At 61.5% G+C, this 19352-nt stretch carries 13 protein-coding genes and 4 tRNA genes; 13 read left to right on the top strand and 4 right to left on the bottom strand.

What is annotated here, in order from left to right:
* Window positions 1-226 precede the first annotated feature (226 nt).
* The 13 genes from E7V67_024780 to rpoC all read left to right on the top strand — a co-directional run bounded on the left by E7V67_024780 (window position 227) and on the right by rpoC (window position 14294).
* Window positions 227-312: transfer RNA gene (locus tag E7V67_024780), tRNA-Tyr, on the top strand.
* A 46-nt stretch (window positions 313-358) separates the two neighbouring features.
* Window positions 359-432 (top strand) — tRNA-Gly (locus tag E7V67_024775).
* 42 nt (window positions 433-474) lie between these two features.
* Window positions 475-549, top strand: a tRNA-Thr gene (locus E7V67_024770).
* 80 nt (window positions 550-629) lie between these two features.
* Complete coding sequence (gene tuf / locus E7V67_024765) at window positions 630-1820, top strand: elongation factor Tu (protein WUR12868.1); 1191 nt, start codon at window positions 630-632, stop codon at window positions 1818-1820.
* An 89-nt stretch (window positions 1821-1909) separates the two neighbouring features.
* Window positions 1910-1985 (top strand) — tRNA-Trp (locus E7V67_024760).
* A gap of 36 nt (window positions 1986-2021) precedes the next feature.
* Window positions 2022-2405 (top strand): preprotein translocase subunit SecE, encoded by a 384-nt coding sequence (gene secE, locus E7V67_024755; protein ID WUR12867.1) that lies wholly within the window; start codon window positions 2022-2024, stop codon window positions 2403-2405.
* Window positions 2405-3031: a transcription termination/antitermination protein NusG gene (nusG, locus tag E7V67_024750; protein WUR12866.1), complete on the top strand. Its 627-nt coding sequence runs from the start codon at window positions 2405-2407 to the stop codon at window positions 3029-3031. The genes secE and nusG overlap by 1 nt, the downstream gene beginning before the upstream one ends.
* A gap of 105 nt (window positions 3032-3136) precedes the next feature.
* Window positions 3137-3568 carry a 50S ribosomal protein L11 gene (gene rplK / locus E7V67_024745; GenBank protein WUR12865.1) on the top strand — a complete coding sequence of 144 codons (432 nt, stop codon included), beginning with the start codon at window positions 3137-3139 and terminating at the stop codon, window positions 3566-3568.
* Between the two features lie 2 nt (window positions 3569-3570).
* A complete protein-coding gene (gene rplA, locus E7V67_024740; protein ID WUR12864.1) occupies window positions 3571-4266 on the top strand; it encodes a 50S ribosomal protein L1 in 696 nt (231 codons plus the stop codon).
* 296 nt (window positions 4267-4562) lie between these two features.
* On the top strand, window positions 4563-5093 hold the full coding sequence (gene rplJ, locus E7V67_024735) for a 50S ribosomal protein L10 (protein ID WUR12863.1): 531 nt from the start codon (window positions 4563-4565) through the stop codon (window positions 5091-5093).
* Window positions 5094-5154: 61 nt separating this feature from the next.
* Window positions 5155-5529: a 50S ribosomal protein L7/L12 gene (rplL, locus tag E7V67_024730; protein WUR12862.1), complete on the top strand. Its 375-nt coding sequence runs from the start codon at window positions 5155-5157 to the stop codon at window positions 5527-5529.
* Window positions 5530-5794: 265 nt separating this feature from the next.
* Window positions 5795-9904 carry a DNA-directed RNA polymerase subunit beta gene (rpoB, locus tag E7V67_024725; GenBank protein WUR12861.1) on the top strand — a complete coding sequence of 1370 codons (4110 nt, stop codon included), beginning with the start codon at window positions 5795-5797 and terminating at the stop codon, window positions 9902-9904.
* Window positions 9905-10052: 148 nt separating this feature from the next.
* Window positions 10053-14294 carry a DNA-directed RNA polymerase subunit beta' gene (gene rpoC / locus E7V67_024720; protein WUR12860.1) on the top strand — a complete coding sequence of 1414 codons (4242 nt, stop codon included), beginning with the start codon at window positions 10053-10055 and terminating at the stop codon, window positions 14292-14294.
* Window positions 14295-14443: 149 nt separating this feature from the next.
* Here the strand turns inward: rpoC and E7V67_024715 are convergent, their stop codons facing one another.
* The 4 genes from E7V67_024715 to E7V67_024700 form a co-directional block, all read right to left on the bottom strand.
* On the bottom strand, window positions 14444-15487 hold the full coding sequence (locus tag E7V67_024715; protein WUR12859.1) for a radical SAM protein: 1044 nt from the start codon (window positions 15485-15487) through the stop codon (window positions 14444-14446).
* Entirely contained in the window at window positions 15480-15869 is a 390-nt protein-coding gene (locus tag E7V67_024710) for a hypothetical protein (GenBank protein WUR12858.1), read from the bottom strand. The genes E7V67_024715 and E7V67_024710 overlap by 8 nt, the downstream gene beginning before the upstream one ends.
* Window positions 15870-16114: 245 nt before the next feature.
* Window positions 16115-16513 (bottom strand): GFA family protein, encoded by a 399-nt coding sequence (locus E7V67_024705; protein WUR12857.1) that lies wholly within the window; start codon window positions 16511-16513, stop codon window positions 16115-16117.
* A gap of 2 nt (window positions 16514-16515) precedes the next feature.
* Window positions 16516-19278 (bottom strand): pitrilysin family protein, encoded by a 2763-nt coding sequence (locus tag E7V67_024700; GenBank protein ID WUR12856.1) that lies wholly within the window; start codon window positions 19276-19278, stop codon window positions 16516-16518.
* Between the last annotated feature and the right edge of the window lie 74 nt (window positions 19279-19352).

Raw genomic sequence — 19352 nt, 5'->3', positions numbered from 1 at the left:
GCAGGCAACGAAAGGGGTGGAGGAAAGATTTTTATTGGGCTACAACCCGCATGGAATCAGGGTTTGCCAGATTTTTGATGATCTCGCAAAAACAACCCTTGCAATTGTGCAGGGGGAGCCGCTACAATCTCGCCCCGAAGCAGACAGTTAGCTGCGAGACACGAAGATGTTTGTGTTAAAGCGTTGACAGTTTTGATTTTATGCTTCATACTCTGCGGTTCCTCGCGGAGGGGTGGCCGAGTGGTTAAAGGCAGCAGACTGTAAATCTGCCCTCTTATGAGTACACTGGTTCGAATCCAGTCCCCTCCACCAAGTTTTTGCAAGGAAACTGAGTGATAGTGTAGTGAAACGGAACCTCGCGGGTGTAGCTCAATGGTAGAGCTGAAGCCTTCCAAGCTTAAGACGAGGGTTCGATTCCCTTCACCCGCTCCAGTTTTGTTGCAGTCGATAGTCAATATCGCTAGTTGTACAAAAGCCCTTGTAGCTCAGTGGTAGAGCACTCCCTTGGTAAGGGAGAGGCCACGTGTTCAATCCACGTCAAGGGCACCAGAATTCGCAGTATCGTAATACACATCATCTGACAGTCGGGCGCGTGCCCAGCAATATCTTAAAATTGTTAGGAGTCTAAAATGGCAAAAGAAAAGTTCGAGCGGACTAAACCGCACGTGAACGTTGGCACCATCGGTCACGTTGACCATGGCAAGACCACCCTGACCGCTGCAATCGCAACCGTTCTGTCGAAGAAATTCGGCGGCGAAGCCAAGGCCTACGACCAGATCGACGCTGCTCCGGAAGAAAAAGCACGCGGCATCACGATCAACACCGCCCACGTCGAGTACGAAACGGCTACCCGCCACTACGCTCACGTCGACTGCCCAGGCCACGCCGACTACATCAAGAACATGATTACCGGTGCTGCCCAGATGGACGGCGCGATCCTGGTGTGCTCCGCCGCTGACGGCCCAATGCCACAGACCCGCGAGCACATCCTGCTGGCCCGTCAGGTTGGCGTTCCATACATCATCGTGTTCCTGAACAAGTGCGACCTGGTCGACGACGCGGAACTGCTGGAACTGGTCGAAATGGAAGTGCGCGAGCTGCTGTCGAAGTACGAGTTCCCAGGCGACGACCTGCCAATCATCAAGGGTTCGGCACGTATGGCGCTGGAAGGCCAGCAAGGCGAAATGGGCGAAGACTGCATCATCCGCCTGGCCGACGCTCTGGACAGCTACATCCCAACGCCTGAGCGCGCTGTGGACGGCGCCTTCCTGATGCCAGTGGAAGACGTGTTCTCGATCTCCGGCCGCGGTACCGTGGTGACCGGTCGTGTCGAGCGCGGCATCATCAAGGTCGGCGAAGAGATCGAAATCGTCGGTATCACCGACACCGTCAAGACCACCTGCACCGGCGTGGAAATGTTCCGCAAGCTGCTGGACCAGGGTCAAGCCGGCGACAACGTTGGCCTGCTGCTGCGCGGCACCAAGCGTGAAGACGTTCAGCGTGGTCAGGTTCTGGCGAAGCCAGGCTCGATCAAGCCGCACAACCACTTCACGGGCGAGATCTACGTTCTGTCGAAAGACGAAGGCGGCCGTCACACCCCGTTCTTCAACAACTACCGTCCACAGTTCTACTTCCGTACGACGGACGTGACCGGTTCGATCGAACTGCCAGCGGACAAGGAAATGGTCATGCCAGGCGATAACGTGTCGATCACCGTCAAGCTGATCAACCCGATCGCGATGGAAGAAGGTCTGCGCTTCGCAATCCGCGAAGGTGGCCGTACCGTGGGTGCTGGCGTCGTTGCCAAGATCCTGGGCTAATCGCCCGAAACCGGAATCCTGCCAAGCAGTACTAGCGCCCAACCCCGGTTGGGTGCTACAATAACGGATTCCACTGTAGTGTTTTACGTAGGGGCGTAGCTCAATTGGCAGAGCGTCGGTCTCCAAAACCGAAGGTTGGGGGTTCGATGCCCTCCGCCCCTGCCACCGAATTCTGGTGCAGGGCACCGAAAGTAAAAACGAATGTCTAATCAATCCGTGCAAACCGTTAGCACGTCCGGCGATAAGCTCAAGGTCGTGTTGGCGGTGGTTGCAGCGATTGCAGGCGTAGCCGGATTCTTTGTTCTGGCAGGTCAACCAACCCTGGTGCGGGCAGCTGCGCTTGTGGTTGGTTTGCTTATTTCCGTCGGCATTGCTTACACCTCCGCCTCCGGCCGTGATTTCCTCAATTTCGCGAAGGAATCCGTTCGCGAAACCAAGAAAGTCGTCTGGCCGACGCGTAAAGAAGCAACCCAGATCACGATGCTGGTGTTCGGCTTTGTGCTGGTGATGGCAGTGTTCCTGTGGGGCACAGACAAGCTGTTGGAATTCCTGTTGTACGACGTAATCCTGGGTTGGAAAAAATAATGAGCGAAAACGTGCAAGACGACGTATCCGGCGAGCCCGTACCGGGCGACGCGCCGGCGCAAGAGTCCGGCGCTCCGCTCAGCGTGCCAGTCAGCAACAAGCGCTGGTACGTTGTGCATGCTTATTCCGGCATGGAGAAAAGCGTGCAGCGTGCGCTGATGGAGCGCGTCGAGCGCGCCGGCATGCAAGATCAGTTCGGCCAGATTCTCGTCCCGACCGAAGAAGTCGTGGAAGTGAAGAACGGCCAGAAGTCCGTTACCGAACGTCGTTTCTTCCCAGGCTACGTCCTGGTCGAGATGGAAATGACGGACGAGACCTGGCACCTGGTGAAAAACACCGCCAAGGTCACCGGCTTCATCGGCGGCAAGTCGAACAAGCCGACCCCGATTCCTGCCCGCGAGATCGAAAAGATCATGACGCAGATGCAGGAAGGCGTGGAAAAGCCACGGCCGAAAGTGCTGTACGAAGTGGGCGAGCAAGTCCGCATCAAGGATGGCCCGTTCACCGACTTCAACGGCAACGTGGAAGAAGTCAACTACGAAAAGTCCAAAGTGCGCGTCTCGGTCACCATCTTCGGCCGCGCGACTCCCGTCGAACTCGAGTTCGGTCAAGTCGAAAAGGTTTAAGCGCTTCACGGAGCGTTCCGGTTTTCTGGAAAATCCGCACGAGGAGCCCTGCCATGCTGTACCGGCGGGGCGCTACCACTCAAATCCAACGATAGGAAAGCCATCATGGCAAAGAAAATCATTGGCTTTATCAAGCTGCAAGTGCCAGCTGGTAAGGCAAACCCATCCCCTCCGATCGGCCCAGCGCTGGGTCAGCGCGGTCTGAACATCATGGAATTCTGCAAGGCGTTCAACGCGCAGACCCAAGGTATGGAACCAGGCATGCCGATCCCTGTGGTGATCACCGCTTTCGCGGACAAGTCCTTCACCTTCGTGATGAAGACCCCGCCGGCAACGTTCCTGATCAAGAAGCACTCGGGCGTGCAAAAAGGTTCGCCGAAGCCACATACCGACAAGGTTGGCACGCTGACCCGCGCTCAAGCGGAAGAAATTGCAAAACTGAAGACCCCGGACCTGACCGCTGCCGACCTGGAAGCCGCTGTGCGCACCATCGCCGGTTCCGCGCGTTCGATGGGCATCACCGTTGAGGGTATCTGATCATGGCAAAACTGTCCAAGCGCGCACAAGCCATCAAGGCTAAAGTAGACCGTACCAAAGTGTACCCGTTCGACAACGCCGTCGCCCTGATCAAGGAACTGGCTACCGCCAAGTTCAATGAATCGATCGACGTCTCCGTCCAGCTGGGCGTGGATCCGAAGAAGTCGGACCAGGTCGTTCGCGGCTCCGTCGTGCTGCCAGCAGGCACCGGCAAGACCGTTCGCGTGGCCGTGTTCGCTTCCGGCGACAAGGCTGAAGCCGCCAAGGCAGCTGGCGCGGACGTGGTCGGCATGGAAGACCTGGCAGAACGCGTGAAGGCCGGCGACATGCCGTTCGACATCGTCATCGCCTCGCCAGACACGATGCGTATCGTCGGTACCCTGGGCCAGATCCTGGGCCCACGCGGCCTGATGCCGAACCCGAAAGTCGGCACCGTGACGCCTGACGTCGCCACCGCCGTCAAGAACGCCAAGGCAGGCCAGGTGCAGTACCGTACCGACAAGGCCGGTATCATCCACGCCACCATCGGCCGCAAGTCGTTCAGCGACGCCGATCTGAAGACCAACCTGGTCGCTCTGATCGAAGCCCTGAACAAGGCCAAGCCAGCCTCCTCGAAGGGCGTGTACCTGCGCAAGGTCTCGCTGTCCTCGACGATGGGCGCCGGCGTGCGCGTCGACCAGGCTACCCTGGCAGCGTAAGTTGTCCGAAAAATGGGGTCTGTCCCCATTTTTGAGGCAACAACAGAATCAAGCCCCGGCGGAACACTAGCCGGGCACATCTTTGGGCTGGCAGGTGCGCAAGTGCCTGCCAGGCAATCAAAGACCGTTGGGCTGGAAGCAGCAGGCAGGTTTCCGGTTAATTGTCGGCGCAAGCCGGCGCCCAACGCAGATGGTGTACCCGAACCAGTTTTGCAGTCCATTGGACTCCTAACCTCGGACGCCGTTGTTCGAAACCGATGCAGGAGCTTTTCCTGTGTCCTTAAAGGAGATTGACCGTGGGTCTTAATCTGAATGACAAAAAGGCCGTCGTCGAAGAGGTTTCCGCAAAAGTAGCAACTGCGCAAACGATCGTCGTGGCTGAGTACCGTGGCATCCAGGTTGCTCACTTGACGAAACTCCGTGCAACCGCGCGTGCCCAGGGCGTGTACCTGCGTGTTCTGAAGAACACGCTGGCTCGTCGCTCTGTGGAAGGCACGCAGTTCGCCAACCTGGCCGATGCAATGACCGGTCCGCTGATCTACTCGATCTCGGACGACGCCGTGGCAGCAGCGAAAGTCATCAACGACTTCGCCAAAACCAACGACAAGCTGGTCATCAAGGCAGGTAACTATGCAGGCAAGCAGCTCGACGTGGCTGGCGTGACTGCACTGGCGAGCATTCCAAGCCGTGAAGTCCTCATCTCGCAGCTGTTGGGCGTCATGCTGGCACCGGTATCGGGCTTTGCACGTGGTCTGGCCGCACTGGCCGCCAAGAAGAGCGAAGGTTCGGAAGCTGCTCCAGCAGCCGAAGAAACCGCTGCAGCGTAATTGCCGCACGTTCTCGTCAAGTAATCAATTCTGTAGCATACAAATCAATTAGGAGTTTCAAATGGCAATTAGCAAAGACGATATCCTGAACGCAGTGTCCGAAATGTCCGTGATGGACCTGAACGACCTGGTCAAGGCTTTCGAAGAGAAGTTCGGCGTGTCGGCAGCTGCAATGGCAGCTCCTGCAGCTGCTGGCGGCGGCGCCGCTGCTGCTGCTGAAGAGCAGACCGAATTCAACCTGGTCCTGTCCGAAGTCGGCGCGAACAAAGTCGGCGTCATCAAGGCCGTGCGTGAAATCACCGGTCTGGGCCTGAAAGAAGCCAAAGACCTGGTCGACGGCGCACCGAAGACCGTGAAGGAAGCCCTGTCGAAAGCCGACGCTGAAGCCGCTAAGAAGAAGCTGGAAGAAGCTGGCGCCAAGGCCGACCTGAAGTAATTTAGTATTACCGGCGCCGGTATCCTTTAGCGCCTGAGCCAAAGCTGCGGATTTCCTTCCGGAAGGGAGGAGATCCGGCTTTGGCTCCTTTGTCGTCTCTGTCGTATTTGTTGTATTTTTGCCCCTGTTCTTGCCGTTTTTTGTCGTCCTGGCCTGAAAAGGTAGTGCCTTGAGGTTTCGCCTGTGTGACATGCAGTCGCGTGCTGTCAAGCATACAAGCTGAAACCTGAATTTTCTATCCTTTCCTGTCACTCACGGAGTGTCCATGCACTACTCATTTACTGAGAAGAAACGCATTCGCAAATCATTCGCGAAACGCGCCAACGTCCACAACGTTCCGTTCCTGCTGGCGACCCAGCTCGAGTCTTACGAAAACTTCCTGCAGGAGCACACTCCGGTTGCCTCCCGCAAGAACGAAGGCCTGCAATCGGCCTTTACCTCCATTTTCCCGATCGTTTCGCACAACGGTTTCGCACGCCTGGAATTCCTGTCGTACGTGCTGGGCGACCCTGCGTTTGACGTGAAAGAGTGCCAACTCCGTGGCCTGACCTTCGCATCGCCGCTGCGCGCGAAAGTGCGCCTCGTGATCCTGGACAAGGAATCGCCGACCAAGCCGGTCGTCAAGGAAATGAAAGAACAGGAAGTCTACATGGGCGAACTGCCCCTGATGACGACCACCGGTTCGTTCGTGATCAACGGTACCGAGCGCGTGATCGTTTCGCAGCTGCACCGCTCCCCGGGCGTGTTCTTCGAGCACGACCGCGGCAAGACGCACTCGTCGGGCAAACTGCTGTTCTCGGCCCGTATCATCCCTTACCGCGGCTCGTGGCTGGACTTCGAGTTCGACCCGAAGGACATCCTGTACTTCCGCGTCGACCGTCGCCGCAAGATGCCCGTGTCGATCCTGCTGAAGGCCATCGGCATGACGCCGGAACAGATCCTGGCGAACTTCTTCGTGTTCGACAACTTCAACCTGCGCTCGGAAGGCGGCGAGATGGAATTCGTCGCCGAACGCCTGCGCGGTGAAGTCGCGCGCTTCGACATCGTCAATCCGAAGGATGGCAAGACGATCGTCACGAAGGACAAGCGCATCAACGCCAAGCACGTGCGTGAAATCGAAGCGGCCGGTATCCAGCACATTTCCGTGCCGGAAGACTACCTGCTGGGCCGCGTGCTGGCCAAGAACATCGTCGATCCGGAAACGGGCGAAGTGGTGGCCTCGGCCAACGACGAGCTGACCGAAGAAGTGCTGAACCGCCTGCGCGATTCGAACATCTCGGCCATCCAGACGCTGTACACCAACGACCTGGACCAGGGCGCCTACATCTCGCAGACCCTGCGCATCGACGACACCGCCGACCAGACCGCCGCCCGCATCGCGATCTACCGCATGATGCGTCCTGGCGAACCGCCAACCGAAGAGTCGGTCGAAGCCCTGTTCAACGGCCTGTTCTACAGCGCCGACCGCTACGACCTGTCCGCCGTGGGCCGCATGAAGTTCAACCGCCGTATCGGCCGCGATGAACTGACCGGCGCCATGACGCTGTCGAACGAAGACGTGCTGGCCGTGATCAAGATCCTGGTCGAGCTGCGCAATGGCCGCGGCGAAGTCGACGATATCGATCACCTGGGTAACCGTCGCGTCCGTTGCGTGGGCGAACTGGCCGAAAACCAGTTCCGCGCCGGTCTCGTGCGCGTCGAGCGCGCCGTCAAGGAGCGTCTGGGCCAGGCCGAAGCCGACAACCTGATGCCGCATGACCTGATCAACAGCAAGCCGATCTCGGCCGCGATCCGCGAATTCTTCGGTTCGTCGCAGCTGTCCCAGTTCATGGACCAGACCAACCCGCTGTCCGAGATCACCCACAAGCGCCGTGTTTCCGCACTGGGCCCGGGTGGTCTGACGCGTGAACGCGCCGGCTTCGAGGTGCGCGACGTGCACCCGACCCACTACGGCCGCGTCTGCCCGATCGAAACGCCGGAAGGTCCGAACATCGGTCTGATCAACTCGCTGGCACTGTACGCCCGCCTGAACGAATACGGCTTCCTGGAAACGCCGTACCGCAAGGTCGAGAACAGCATGGTGACCGACAAGATCGACTACCTGTCCGCGATCGAAGAAGGCCGCTACATCATCGCCCAGGCCAATGCCAAGATCAACGACGAAGGCAAGCTGGTCGACGAGCTGGTGTCGGCTCGTGAAGCCGGCGAAACGATCCTGGTGTCGCCAGAGCGCATCCAGTACATGGACGTGGCGCCTGGCCAGATCGTCTCGGTCGCAGCCTCGCTGATTCCGTTCCTGGAACACGATGACGCGAACCGTGCACTGATGGGCGCCAACATGCAGCGCCAGGCCGTGCCTTGCCTGCGTCCTGAAAAGGCGCTGGTCGGTACCGGTATCGAACGCACCGTGGCAGTCGACTCCGGCACGACCGTGCAGGCGCTGCGTGGCGGCGTGGTGGACTATATCGATGCAGGCCGCGTGGTGATCCGCGTCAACGACGAAGAGGCGCAAGCCGGTGAAGTCGGTGTGGACATCTACAACCTGATCAAGTACACCCGTTCGAACCAGAATACCAACATCAACCAGCGTCCGATCGTCAAAGTGGGCGACCGCGTGGCCAAGGGCGACGTCATCGCCGACGGCGCATCGACCGACCTGGGCGAACTGGCACTGGGCCAGAACATGACCGTGGCGTTCATGCCATGGAACGGCCTGAACTTCGAGGACTCGATCCTGATCTCGGAAAACGTCGTCAAGGACGACCGTTACACCTCGATCCACATCGAAGAACTGTCGGTGGTCGCACGTGACACCAAGCTGGGCGCGGAAGAAATCACCCGCGACATTTCGAACCTGGCGGAAAACCAGCTGGCCCGCCTGGACGAGTCGGGCATCGTCTACATCGGCGCCGAAGTGCAGGCTGGCGACACGCTGGTCGGTAAGGTGACGCCGAAGGGCGAAACCCAGCTGACGCCGGAAGAGAAGCTGCTGCGCGCGATCTTCGGCGAAAAAGCATCCGACGTGAAAGACACGTCGCTGCGCGTGCCTTCGGGCATGGTCGGTACCGTCATCGACGTGCAGGTGTTCACCCGCGAAGGCATCCCGCGCGACAAGCGCGCCCAGCAGATCATCGACGACGAGCTGAAGCGCTACCGCCTGGACCTGAACGACCAGATGCGTATCGTCGAGGGCGACGCCTTCCAGCGTCTGGAAAAAATGCTGATCGGTAAAGTCGTCAACGGCGGTCCGAAGAAGCTGGCGAAGGGCGCCCAGATCACCAAGGAATACCTGGCCGACCTGGACAAGTACCACTGGTTCGACATCCGTCCGGCGGACGACGATGCGGCCACGGCCCTGGAAGCGATCAAGGAATCGATCGCCGAGAAGCGCCACCAGTTCGATCTGGCCTTCGAAGAGAAGCGCAAGAAGCTGACGCAAGGCGACGAGCTGCAGCCTGGCGTGCAGAAGATGGTCAAGGTCTACCTGGCCGTCAAGCGCCGCCTGCAGTCGGGCGACAAGATGGCAGGCCGCCACGGTAACAAGGGTGTGGTCTCGCGTATCGTGCCGGTGGAAGACATGCCGTACATGGCCGACGGTACGCCGGCCGACGTCGTGCTGAACCCGCTGGGCGTTCCGTCCCGAATGAACGTGGGTCAGATCCTGGAAACGCACTTGGGCTGGGCGGCCAAGGGCCTGGGCATCCGCATCGGCGAAATGCTGCAGCAGCAGATCAAGGTCGAGGAGATGCGCAAGTTCCTGACCACCGTGTACAACGAGACCGGTGCGAAAGAGGACATCGCCAACTTCAGCGACGAAGAGATCATGAACCTGGCGCACAACCTGAAGAAGGGTGTGCCGTTCGCGACGCCGGTGTTCGACGGTGCGCACGAGTCCGAAATCCGTCGCATGCTGGACCTGGCGTACCCGGACGAGATCGCAACCAAGCTGGGCATGACGCCTTCGAAGAACCAGGTCACGATGTACGACGGCCGCACGGGCGAAGCGTTCGAGCGCAAGGTCACGGTCGGCGTCATGCACATGCTGAAGCTGCACCACCTGGTCGACGACAAGATGCACGCCCGCTCGACCGGCCCATACTCGCTGGTGACGCAGCAGCCGCTGGGCGGTAAAGCCCAGTTCGGTGGCCAGCGCTTCGGTGAGATGGAGGTGTGGGCACTGGAAGCGTACGGCGCATCGTACGTGCTGCAGGAAATGCTGACCGTGAAGTCCGACGACGTGAACGGCCGTACCAAAGTGTACGAGAACCTCGTCAAGGGCGATCACGTGATCGATGCCGGCATGCCGGAATCGTTCAACGTGCTGGTGAAAGAGATCCGTTCCCTGGGTATCGACATCGACCTGGAACGCACCTAAACGGCAATTGCCGAACCCAACGGCAAATGCCGGGGTCAGACCCGCCGGGTCTGACCCCAGGTTTCTGCCTCTGGGTGAAAAGCCTGCACGACTCGCTGGCAAAGAGCCGCGAAAAAACTGAAGAATTCATCACTACCTGGAGTGATACATGAAAGCCCTGCTCGATCTATTCAAGCAAGTACAGACGAACGAGACCTTTGACGCGATCAAGATCGGTCTCGCCTCGCCTGAAAAAATCCGTTCGTGGTCCTACGGCGAAGTCAAGAAGCCGGAAACCATCAACTACCGTACCTTCAAGCCGGAACGCGACGGCCTGTTCTGCGCCAAGATCTTTGGCCCGATCAAGGACTACGAGTGCCTGTGCGGCAAGTACAAGCGCCTGAAGCACCGCGGCGTCATCTGCGAAAAGTGCGGCGTCGAGGTCACGCTGGCGAAGGTGCGTCGTGAGCGCATGGGCCACATCGAGCTGGCATCGCCGACCGCCCACATCTGGTTCCTGAAGTCGCTGCCGTCGCGCCTGGGCATGGTCCTGGACATGACGCTGCGCGATATCGAGCGCGTGCTGTACTTCGAAGCCTACGTCGTGACCGATCCAGGCATGACCCCGCTGAAGAAGTGCCAGATCATGTCGGAAGACGACTACGCCGCCAAGTACGAAGAGTACGGCGACGACTTCACCGCGTACATGGGCGCCGAGGGCATCCGTGAACTGCTGCGTTCGATCGACATCCACCGCGATGCCGAGACGCTGCGCGTCGAGCTGAAGGAATCGAAGTCCGAAGCGAAGATCAAGAAATACGCCAAGCGCCTGAAAGTGCTGGAAGCGTTCCAGCGTTCGGGCATCAAGCCCGAGTGGATGATCATGGAAGTGCTGCCGGTGCTGCCACCGGAACTGCGTCCGCTGGTCCCGCTGGATGGCGGCCGTTTCGCCACGTCCGACCTGAACGACCTGTACCGCCGCGTCATCAACCGTAACAACCGCCTGAAGCGCCTGATGGAGCTGCGTGCTCCAGAGATCATCACGCGCAACGAAAAGCGCATGCTGCAGGAAGCAGTGGACTCGCTGCTGGACAACGGCCGTCGCGGCAAGGCGATGACCGGCGCCAACAAGCGTCCGCTGAAGTCGCTGGCCGAGATGATCAAAGGTAAGGGCGGTCGTTTCCGTCAGAACTTGCTGGGCAAGCGCGTCGACTACTCGGGCCGTTCGGTCATCGTGGTGGGTCCGCAGCTGAAACTGCACCAGTGCGGTCTGCCGAAGCTGATGGCCCTGGAGCTGTTCAAGCCGTTCATCTTCAACAAGCTGGAACTGATGGGCCTGGCGACGACGATCAAGGCCGCGAAAAAGCTGGTCGAGATCCAGGAACCGGTCGTCTGGGACATCCTGGAAGACGTGATCCGCGAACACCCGATCATGCTGAACCGTGCGCCGACGCTGCACCGCCTGGGTATCCAGGCGTTCGAGCCGGTGCTGATCGAAGGCAAGGCGATCCAGCTGCACCCGCTGGTCTGCGCGGCATTCAACGCCGACTTCGACGGTGACCAGATGGCAGTCCACGTGCCGCTGTCGATCGAAGCACAGATGGAAGCGCGTACGCTGATGCTGGCGTCGAACAACATCCTGTTCCCGTCGAACGGCGAACCGTCGATCGTGCCGTCCCAGGATATCGTGCTGGGTCTGTACTACGCGACCCGCGAAGCCATCAACGGCAAGGGCGAAGGCATGCTGTTCCCGGACGTGTCGGAAGTGATCCGCGCGTACGACAACAAGGAAGTCGAGCTGGCCACCCGCATCACCGTGCGTATCGTCGAGCATCCACGTGATCCGGCGACGGGCGAGTTCGTCCGTACGGTCACCCGTTACGAGACGACCGTCGGCCGCGCGATCCTGTCCGAGATCCTGCCGAAGGGCCTGCCGTTCAGCGTGCTGAACCGCTCCCTGAAGAAGAAGGAAATCTCGAAGCTGATCAACACGTCGTTCCGCAAGTGCGGCCTGCGTGCGACCGTCGTGTTCGCCGACCAGCTGATGCAGTCGGGCTTCCGCCTGGCGACCCGCGCCGGTATCTCCATCTGCGTGGACGACATGCTGGTGCCGGACGTGAAGAAATCGCTGATCGCGACCGCCGAATCGGAAGTGAAGCAGATCGAGCAGCAGTACGCCTCGGGTCTGGTCACCGCCGGCGAGCGTTACAACAAGGTCGTCGACATCTGGGGCAAGACCTCGGACGAAGTCGGCAAGGCCATGATGGACCAGCTGAAAGTGGAAGACGTTGTCAAGCGCGACGGCACCCAGACGACCCAGGAATCGTTCAACGCGATTTACATGATGGCCGACTCGGGCGCCCGTGGCTCGGCAGCGCAGATCCGCCAGCTGGCCGGTATGCGTGGTCTGATGGCGAAACCGGACGGCTCGATTATCGAGACGCCGATTACGGCAAACTTCCGCGAAGGCCTGAACGTTCTGCAGTACTTCATCTCGACCCACGGCGCTCGTAAAGGTCTGGCCGATACGGCACTGAAGACGGCAAACTCGGGTTACCTGACCCGTCGTCTGGTCGACGTGACGCAGGATCTGGTCGTGACGGAAGACGATTGCGGCACCTCCAACGGCACGCTGATGAAGGCGATGGTCGAGGGCGGTGAAGTCATCGAGGCACTGCGCGACCGTATCCTGGGCCGCGTGGCGGGCACGGACATCGTCAATCCTGAGACCCAGGAAACGGCGTACGAAGCCGGCACGCTGCTGGACGAAGACATGGTCGAGGAAATCGAACGCATGGGCATCGACGAAGTCAAGGTCCGCACGCCGCTGACCTGCGACACGCGTTACGGCCTGTGCGCCAAGTGCTACGGCCGCGACCTGGGCCGCGGCATGCTGGTCAACGCCGGTGAAGCCGTCGGTGTCGTCGCGGCACAGTCGATCGGTGAACCGGGTACCCAGCTGACGATGCGTACGTTCCACATCGGTGGTGCGGCGTCCCGTGCAGCGGTGGCCTCGTCGGTCGAAGCCAAGTCGAACGGTACCGTGCGCTTCACGGCCACGATGCGTTACGTCACGAACGGCAAGGGCGCACAGATCGTCATTTCCCGTTCCGGCGAAGTGCTGATCACCGACGACCACGGCCGCGAGCGCGAGCGTCACAAGGTGCCGTACGGCGCCACGCTGATCGTCAAGGATGGCATGGCGATCAAGGCCGGCGCGCCGCTGGCGACGTGGGACCCGCTGACCCGTCCGATCATTACCGAGTACGCCGGTACGGTGCGCTTCGAGAATGTGGAAGAAGGCGTCACGGTGGCCCGTCAGGTCGACGAAGTCACCGGCCTGGCAACCCTGGTCGTGATCGACGCGAAGCGTCGCGGTTCGCTGACCAAGACGATGCGTCCGCAGGTGAAACTGCTGAACGACGACGGCCACGAAGTGAAGATCGCCGGCACGGAACACGCCGTGGCGATCGGCTTCCAGGTCGGCGCGCTGATCATGGTGAAAGACGGCCAGCAAGTATCGGTCGGTGAAGTCCTGGCGCGTATCCCGACGGAATCGCAGAAGACCCGCGACATTACCGGCGGTCTGCCGCGCGTTGCCGAGCTGTTCGAAGCACGTTCGCCGAAAGACGCGGGCATGCTGGCCGAAGTCACCGGTACGGTGGCCTTCGGTAAGGAAACGAAGGGCAAGCAGCGTCTGGAAATCACGGACATGGACGGCAACAAGCACGAGTTCCTGATCACCAAGGACAAGCAGGTCCTGGTCCACGACGGTCAAGTCGTGAACAAGGGCGAGATGATCGTGGACGGCCCGGCCGATCCACAAGACATCCTGCGCCTCTTGGGTATCGAAGCGCTGGCACGTTACATCGTCGACGAAGTGCAGGACGTCTACCGTCTGCAGGGCGTGAAGATCAACGACAAGCACATCGAAGTGATCGTGCGCCAGATGCTGCGCCGCGTGCAGATCACCAACGCCGGCGACACCGACTACATCGTCGGCGAGCAGGTGGAGCGTTCGGAGCTGCTGGAAGAAAACGACAAGGTCATCGCCGCCGGCAAGCTGCCAGCGACGTACGAGAACGTGCTGCTGGGTATTACCAAGGCATCGCTGTCGACCGACTCGTTCATCTCGGCCGCATCGTTCCAGGAAACCACGCGCGTGCTGACGGAAGCGGCGATCATGGGCAAGCGCGACGGTCTGCGCGGCCTGAAGGAAAACGTCATCGTCGGTCGCCTGATCCCAGGCGGCACGGGCCTGGCCTTCCACCGCGCCCGTCGCGAGAAGGAAGTCTGGGAAGCCGAAGAACGCAACGCCCTGCTGCAAGCCGAGCGCGCAGCGATGAGCGGTGCGGACGTCGAGGCGATCGAGACATCGACCATGACGCAGGACGAGGGTGGCGAGGCGTAAGCTTCTTCTCTCTGATGTAAATGAAAACGGCACCTTTGGGTGCCGTTTTTTTTCGTCCGCAGCGCGTCTGCAGTTGGGGTCTGTCCCTGCGGGACTGACCCCGAAGTTAATCGGCAGGCGACGGCTCGACCAAGATTCGGGGTCAGTCCCTATGCAGGGACAGACCCCAGCGTCCAGCGCGGCAGCTCGGCAATCAACGCCCGGCTGGCCACGGCCACTTCCTCATACCAATAGAGCGCAGCAGGCGCCGTCTCGCATGCCGTCAGATCTTCCCACGTCCGACGGCACAGCTGCGCCAGCTCGTCGGGCCGCTGGCTCTCCAACCAACGCTCAGCCAGCAACGCCAGCCGCGCGGTACCGAGCGAACCCAGCATAAAACGCCCAGCGATGCCATGCGTCAGCGGCACGACCATGCCGTCCGCCTGAACCACCAGGATCGGCGCTATCTGTGTAAGCGAAGTTACCGGCAGGGCCGGCACGAACCTCGACCTGTACCGCATCAACTGCTCCACAGTGACCGCATCGACGTGCACCGCAACACCAAGCGCAGCGCCCAGCCGCGCGGCCTCGACCAGCGCGACGATGAGTTCCAATCCATCTGGACGAGCCTGTGGCAACATGGCGGTAGCACGGCCATCCATCGTCAGCGGATGTACCTGGACGGCGCGGGCGCCTGTCTGCGCGGCGAGGCGGACGACGAACTCCAGACTGTCGACGTTGTGCTGCGTCAGGGTGAAGATGAAGCCGAACGCCGTGCCCGATGCGCGGATCACGTCGAGATGCCGCACCGTTTTGTCGAATGCCCCGGCCTGGCCGCGGATCGCGTCGTGCTCCGCCGGCAGGCCGTCGATGGAGACGGCCAGGAAATCGACCAGCGGCGCGAGCGGCGACCAGCGGCGGGCGGTCGCCAGCATGCCGTTCGTCGTCATCGTGGTGGTCATGCCGAGTTCGCGCGCATGCGACAGCAGCGCGTGGAGCTCGCCATACATGAGCGGCTCGCCGCCGGATACGGCGAGCTGACGGTAGCCCGCTGCGTACGCGTCGTCGAGGCAGGCCGCCAGCATGGCGATCGGCAGTTCCTGCCGGATATCCGGCCCCGACGACGAGTAGCAATGCCGGCATGCAAGGTTGCAGCGCCGTGAAGGGTGGAGCTGCAACACCGGCATGCCGCCGGTGGGATTGTCGTTAAACACCGATGTTCAGCCCGGCGACGGGCAGCTCGCGCGGGCCTTCGATCGGCTGGACGTTGCCGAAGTCCAGCTCCATCCGGATGATGTCCGGGAAGGGAATCCCGTCGATGATGATGCGGGGCGGCCGTGGCGTGCCGCCATGGCGCAGGTGCCACTTCACCCAGAACGCGATGTCGTTGCCGCAGATGGGCGTGTCGTCCCCGCTGTAGCTGAGGCTGACGCGTGCGCCGTTGCCATCGGCGCCGCCGACGATGGCGGCGCGCTCCACCGTGCCGGCCGACTGCGCCAGCGCATCGGCTATTTCGCGCACTGACTCGTCGGTCAGTGCGCGCCCCTTCCAGGCCGCCAGTAATTTCTCCGACCCGCGGTTTTTGGTCTCTTCCATATGTCCCCCAGTAGGTACGCGGCCGCGCGGATGCGCAGCTCGCTCTTTCAGGCTAGGCTGGGTTTTTGGCGCACCTTTGATTTTTCTCAAACATCGGAGAACTAAAGTGTGGCTGTTGTCAGTACGCCGCAGGGGGAATTGTTGTGGGATTTATAGCTGAGAACTAGCGAATAGCCTTAGCTGGGCTGCTTGCGCGGATAAAAACCGGGGTCAGTCCCGAAGGGACAGACCCCAAGCCTGACACGCTACAGGTGCGCAGTGACCGCCGGCGACTCCAGCCACCGCTCATCCCGCCCATCGAGATACCGGATCGGCACTGCCGCCAATACCTCGTCCGGCACGCCGTCGAGCGTCATGACGTTGAGCGCGACGAACTCGCCCCGCAGCGGCGACGTGCCGAACTCGCACATCCGCACGCCGCAATGTCGGCAGAACTGGTGCCGCTGCAGATGCGCGCCGAACGTGTACTGCGTCAGCGCGCCTTCACCTGCCAGCAAGCGAAACTGCGACGGCGGGATCATTGCGCCCCACCAGCGCGATTTGCTGCAGATGGAACAGTTGCACCGCACAGTGCCGTCGGCCAGCTCGAAGTCGGCCTCGAAGCGGACGGCGCCGCAGTGACAACTGCCGTGATAGGTCGTCATCGTCAGCGCACCGGCTGGCCGTCGCTGTCCAGCACCGTCACGTCGCCCCAGCCCAGCGCGCGGATGCGCGGCTCGATCTTGCGCAGGTCGCCGATGACGACCCAGACCAGGTCGTCGGGCCGGATGAACTTGCCGGCTGCGGCGGCCAGTTGCGGTGGCGTCAGCGCGCGCACGTTGCTGGCGTAGCGGGTCCAATAATCGTCCGGCAGGCCCAGGTTGACGGTCTCCAGCGCGGCCGCTTCCAGTGCGTTGATCGACTCGAAACGGCCGGCCAGGCGCGACGTCATGTTGCGCATGATGCTCGTGAATTCCCCGCCCTGGATCGGCCGTGCGCCGGCGATGGCGCGGATTTCCTTTTGCACTTCCGCCATCGCTTCCGTGGTCTTGTCCGTCTGGACGGGCGCCAGCACGACAAAGCTGCGCTGGCCGCGCACGTTGGTGAGGCGGCCACTGGTACCGTAGCTCCAGTGCTTGTCCAGGCGCAGGTTGCGGTTCAGGCGCGACGTGGCCATGCCGCCGAAGTTCTGCATCACCGGTTCCATCGCCAGGTCTTCCGGCTGGCCTTGCGGCAGTGCCAGGTGGGCGGCGACGATCGTCGACTGCGGCGCGTCCGGCTTGTCGAGCAGGTAGATCCTGCGCGGCGCCGGCGTGGCGGCTGCCGTCGCCTTGGCGGGCGCGCGGCCGGCCTGCCAGTTGCCGAATGCCGCTTCCAGCATCGGTTTCACTTTTTCCATCGTCGTGTCGCCAGTGACGATGACGGTGCTGCTGCCCGGCTTGAACCAGTCGCCGTGCCACTTGACGAGGTCGGCGCGGGTCAGCTGGCGCACCGCGTCCTCATAACCGGACGATGGCCGGCCGTAGCCGTTGGCGGGGCCGTACAGCAGGCCCGGCAGCACGCGCTGCGCGAGCGCGCTTGGCTGCGCCTTTTCCTGCGCGATCTGGGCCAGGCGGCGTTGCTGGGACAGCGCGAACTGATCCTGCGGGAAGGCCGGGCGCAGCGCCGCTTCGGCCAGCAGCGCCAGCGACGGTGCCAGGTTGGCGGACGTGGCCTGCAGCTTCACCAGCGACAGGTCGGCACTCGTGCCGGTGCTCAGCCGCGCGCCCTGCGCTTCCAGCGCGTCCGACATCTGGTAGGCGTCGCGCTTGCTGGTGCCCTTGTCCAGCAGCTCCAGGGTCAGCGAGGCCAGCCCGGCCTGTGCCGGCGTATCGGCCGCCGCGCCGGCATCCACGGCCAGCGCCACGTTGACGATCGGTGCACCATGCCGCTCCAGCAGAATGACTTTCAGGCCATTGGCCAGGGTGGCGTGCTGCATGGCCGGGAACTTGACGTCGGGCGCCTCGCCCAGCGCCGGCAGCACCTTGCGGTCGAGCGTGCTGCTGGCCGCGGCCAGCTTGGCAAATGGCTTGACCGTCATTGTGTAATGATGTGCGCGCAGCCATTTCGTGCCGGCGGCCTTCAGCTCGGCCGGCTTGGCGCTGCCGACGATGTCCAGCTGCCGCAGGTAGGCATCCGGGCTGCCGCCATAGGTCATGCTTTCGGCCAGCACGTCGGCGCGGCTGCCCAGGCGCTCGATGCCGCGGGCAAAATTGGCCAGCGTCATCGTGCGTACCCGCGCCACCTCGGCCGCGGTCGGCCCCTGGTCGAGCAATTGATCGAGCACGGCGTCGAGTTCCCGTTCGGCCTCGGCCGGATCGACACCGGGGCGCACGGTGACAACGATGTCGAACGTGCTGGACAGTTCGCTGGCATCCACGCCTGCTGCCACGGCGGTGGCCAGGCGTTTGTCGTCGATCAGGCGCCGGTTCAGGCGCGCGCTTTTCGAGTTGGCCAGCACGTCGGACAGCAGGCCCAGGCGCGTCATGTCCGCATCGCGCCAGCCGGGCAGGTGATAGCTGCGGTAGATGCGCACCTGCGGCACCTGGTCTTCCATCTCGTCGCGCAGGTTGCGGTCCAGTTGCGGAATCCAGCTGGCCATGCGCGGCAGCGGCGGCCCGGGCGGGATCGGCTCGAAGTATTTCTTCACGAGCGCCAGTGCCTGTTCCGGCGTAATGTCGCCGGCCAGCGAAATCACCGCGTTATTCGGGCCGTAATAGCTGCGGTACCACTCGCGGATATCGTCCAGCGAAGCCGCGTTCAGGTCGTCCATGCTGCCGATCACCGGCCAGGAATAGGGATGGGAATACGGATACATCTTGGCCGACTTTTCCAGGTGCACGCGGCCATAAGGCTGGTTTTCGCCTTGGCGCTTTTCGTTCTGCACCACGCCCCGCTCCCGTTCCAGCATCTCCTTGGAAATATAATTGCCCAGGAACCCCATGCGGTCCGCTTCCAGGTACAGCGTGCGCTCCAGCGCCGATGTCGGCACGTCCTCATAGAAATTGGTACGGTCGGTATTGGTGGTGCCATTGCGGTTATTGGCGCCCAAGTCGTCCATCGCCTCGCGGAAACCATGCGGATGGTTTTCCGAGCCGTTGAAGAAAAAATGCTCGAACAAATGCGCGAACCCGGTCTTTCCACGCTTTTCGTTACGCGATCCCACGTGATACCAGATATTGACGCCCACCAACGGCACGCTGTGGTCCTCATGCACGATCAGGGTCAGTCCATTTTGCAGCACGAATTTTTGATGCGGGATCGAATATGCCTTGCGGTCGAAGGACACAGCCGGCTGCGACACGGCGGGTGTCTTGGCCGGTGCCGCGCTGGTCAGCGGAACGGTTGCGCCGAGGCCGAGGGAGAGGAGCAGTGCAAGCGTACGCTGCATGGGTCACCTGGAAAAGATAGCAATCAGTTATTGTAACGCGCGTACGCGGCCTTGGATCGTGCCAGCTTCCAGCG

Origin of the sequence: [Empedobacter] haloabium, assembly GCA_008011715.2 — a bacterium.
In the GTDB taxonomy this organism is placed as follows: domain Bacteria; phylum Pseudomonadota; class Gammaproteobacteria; order Burkholderiales; family Burkholderiaceae_D; genus Rugamonas; species Rugamonas haloabia.
The sequence above is the reverse complement of the archived record's forward strand: the minus strand, read 5'-3'. Positions and strand labels throughout refer to the sequence as shown.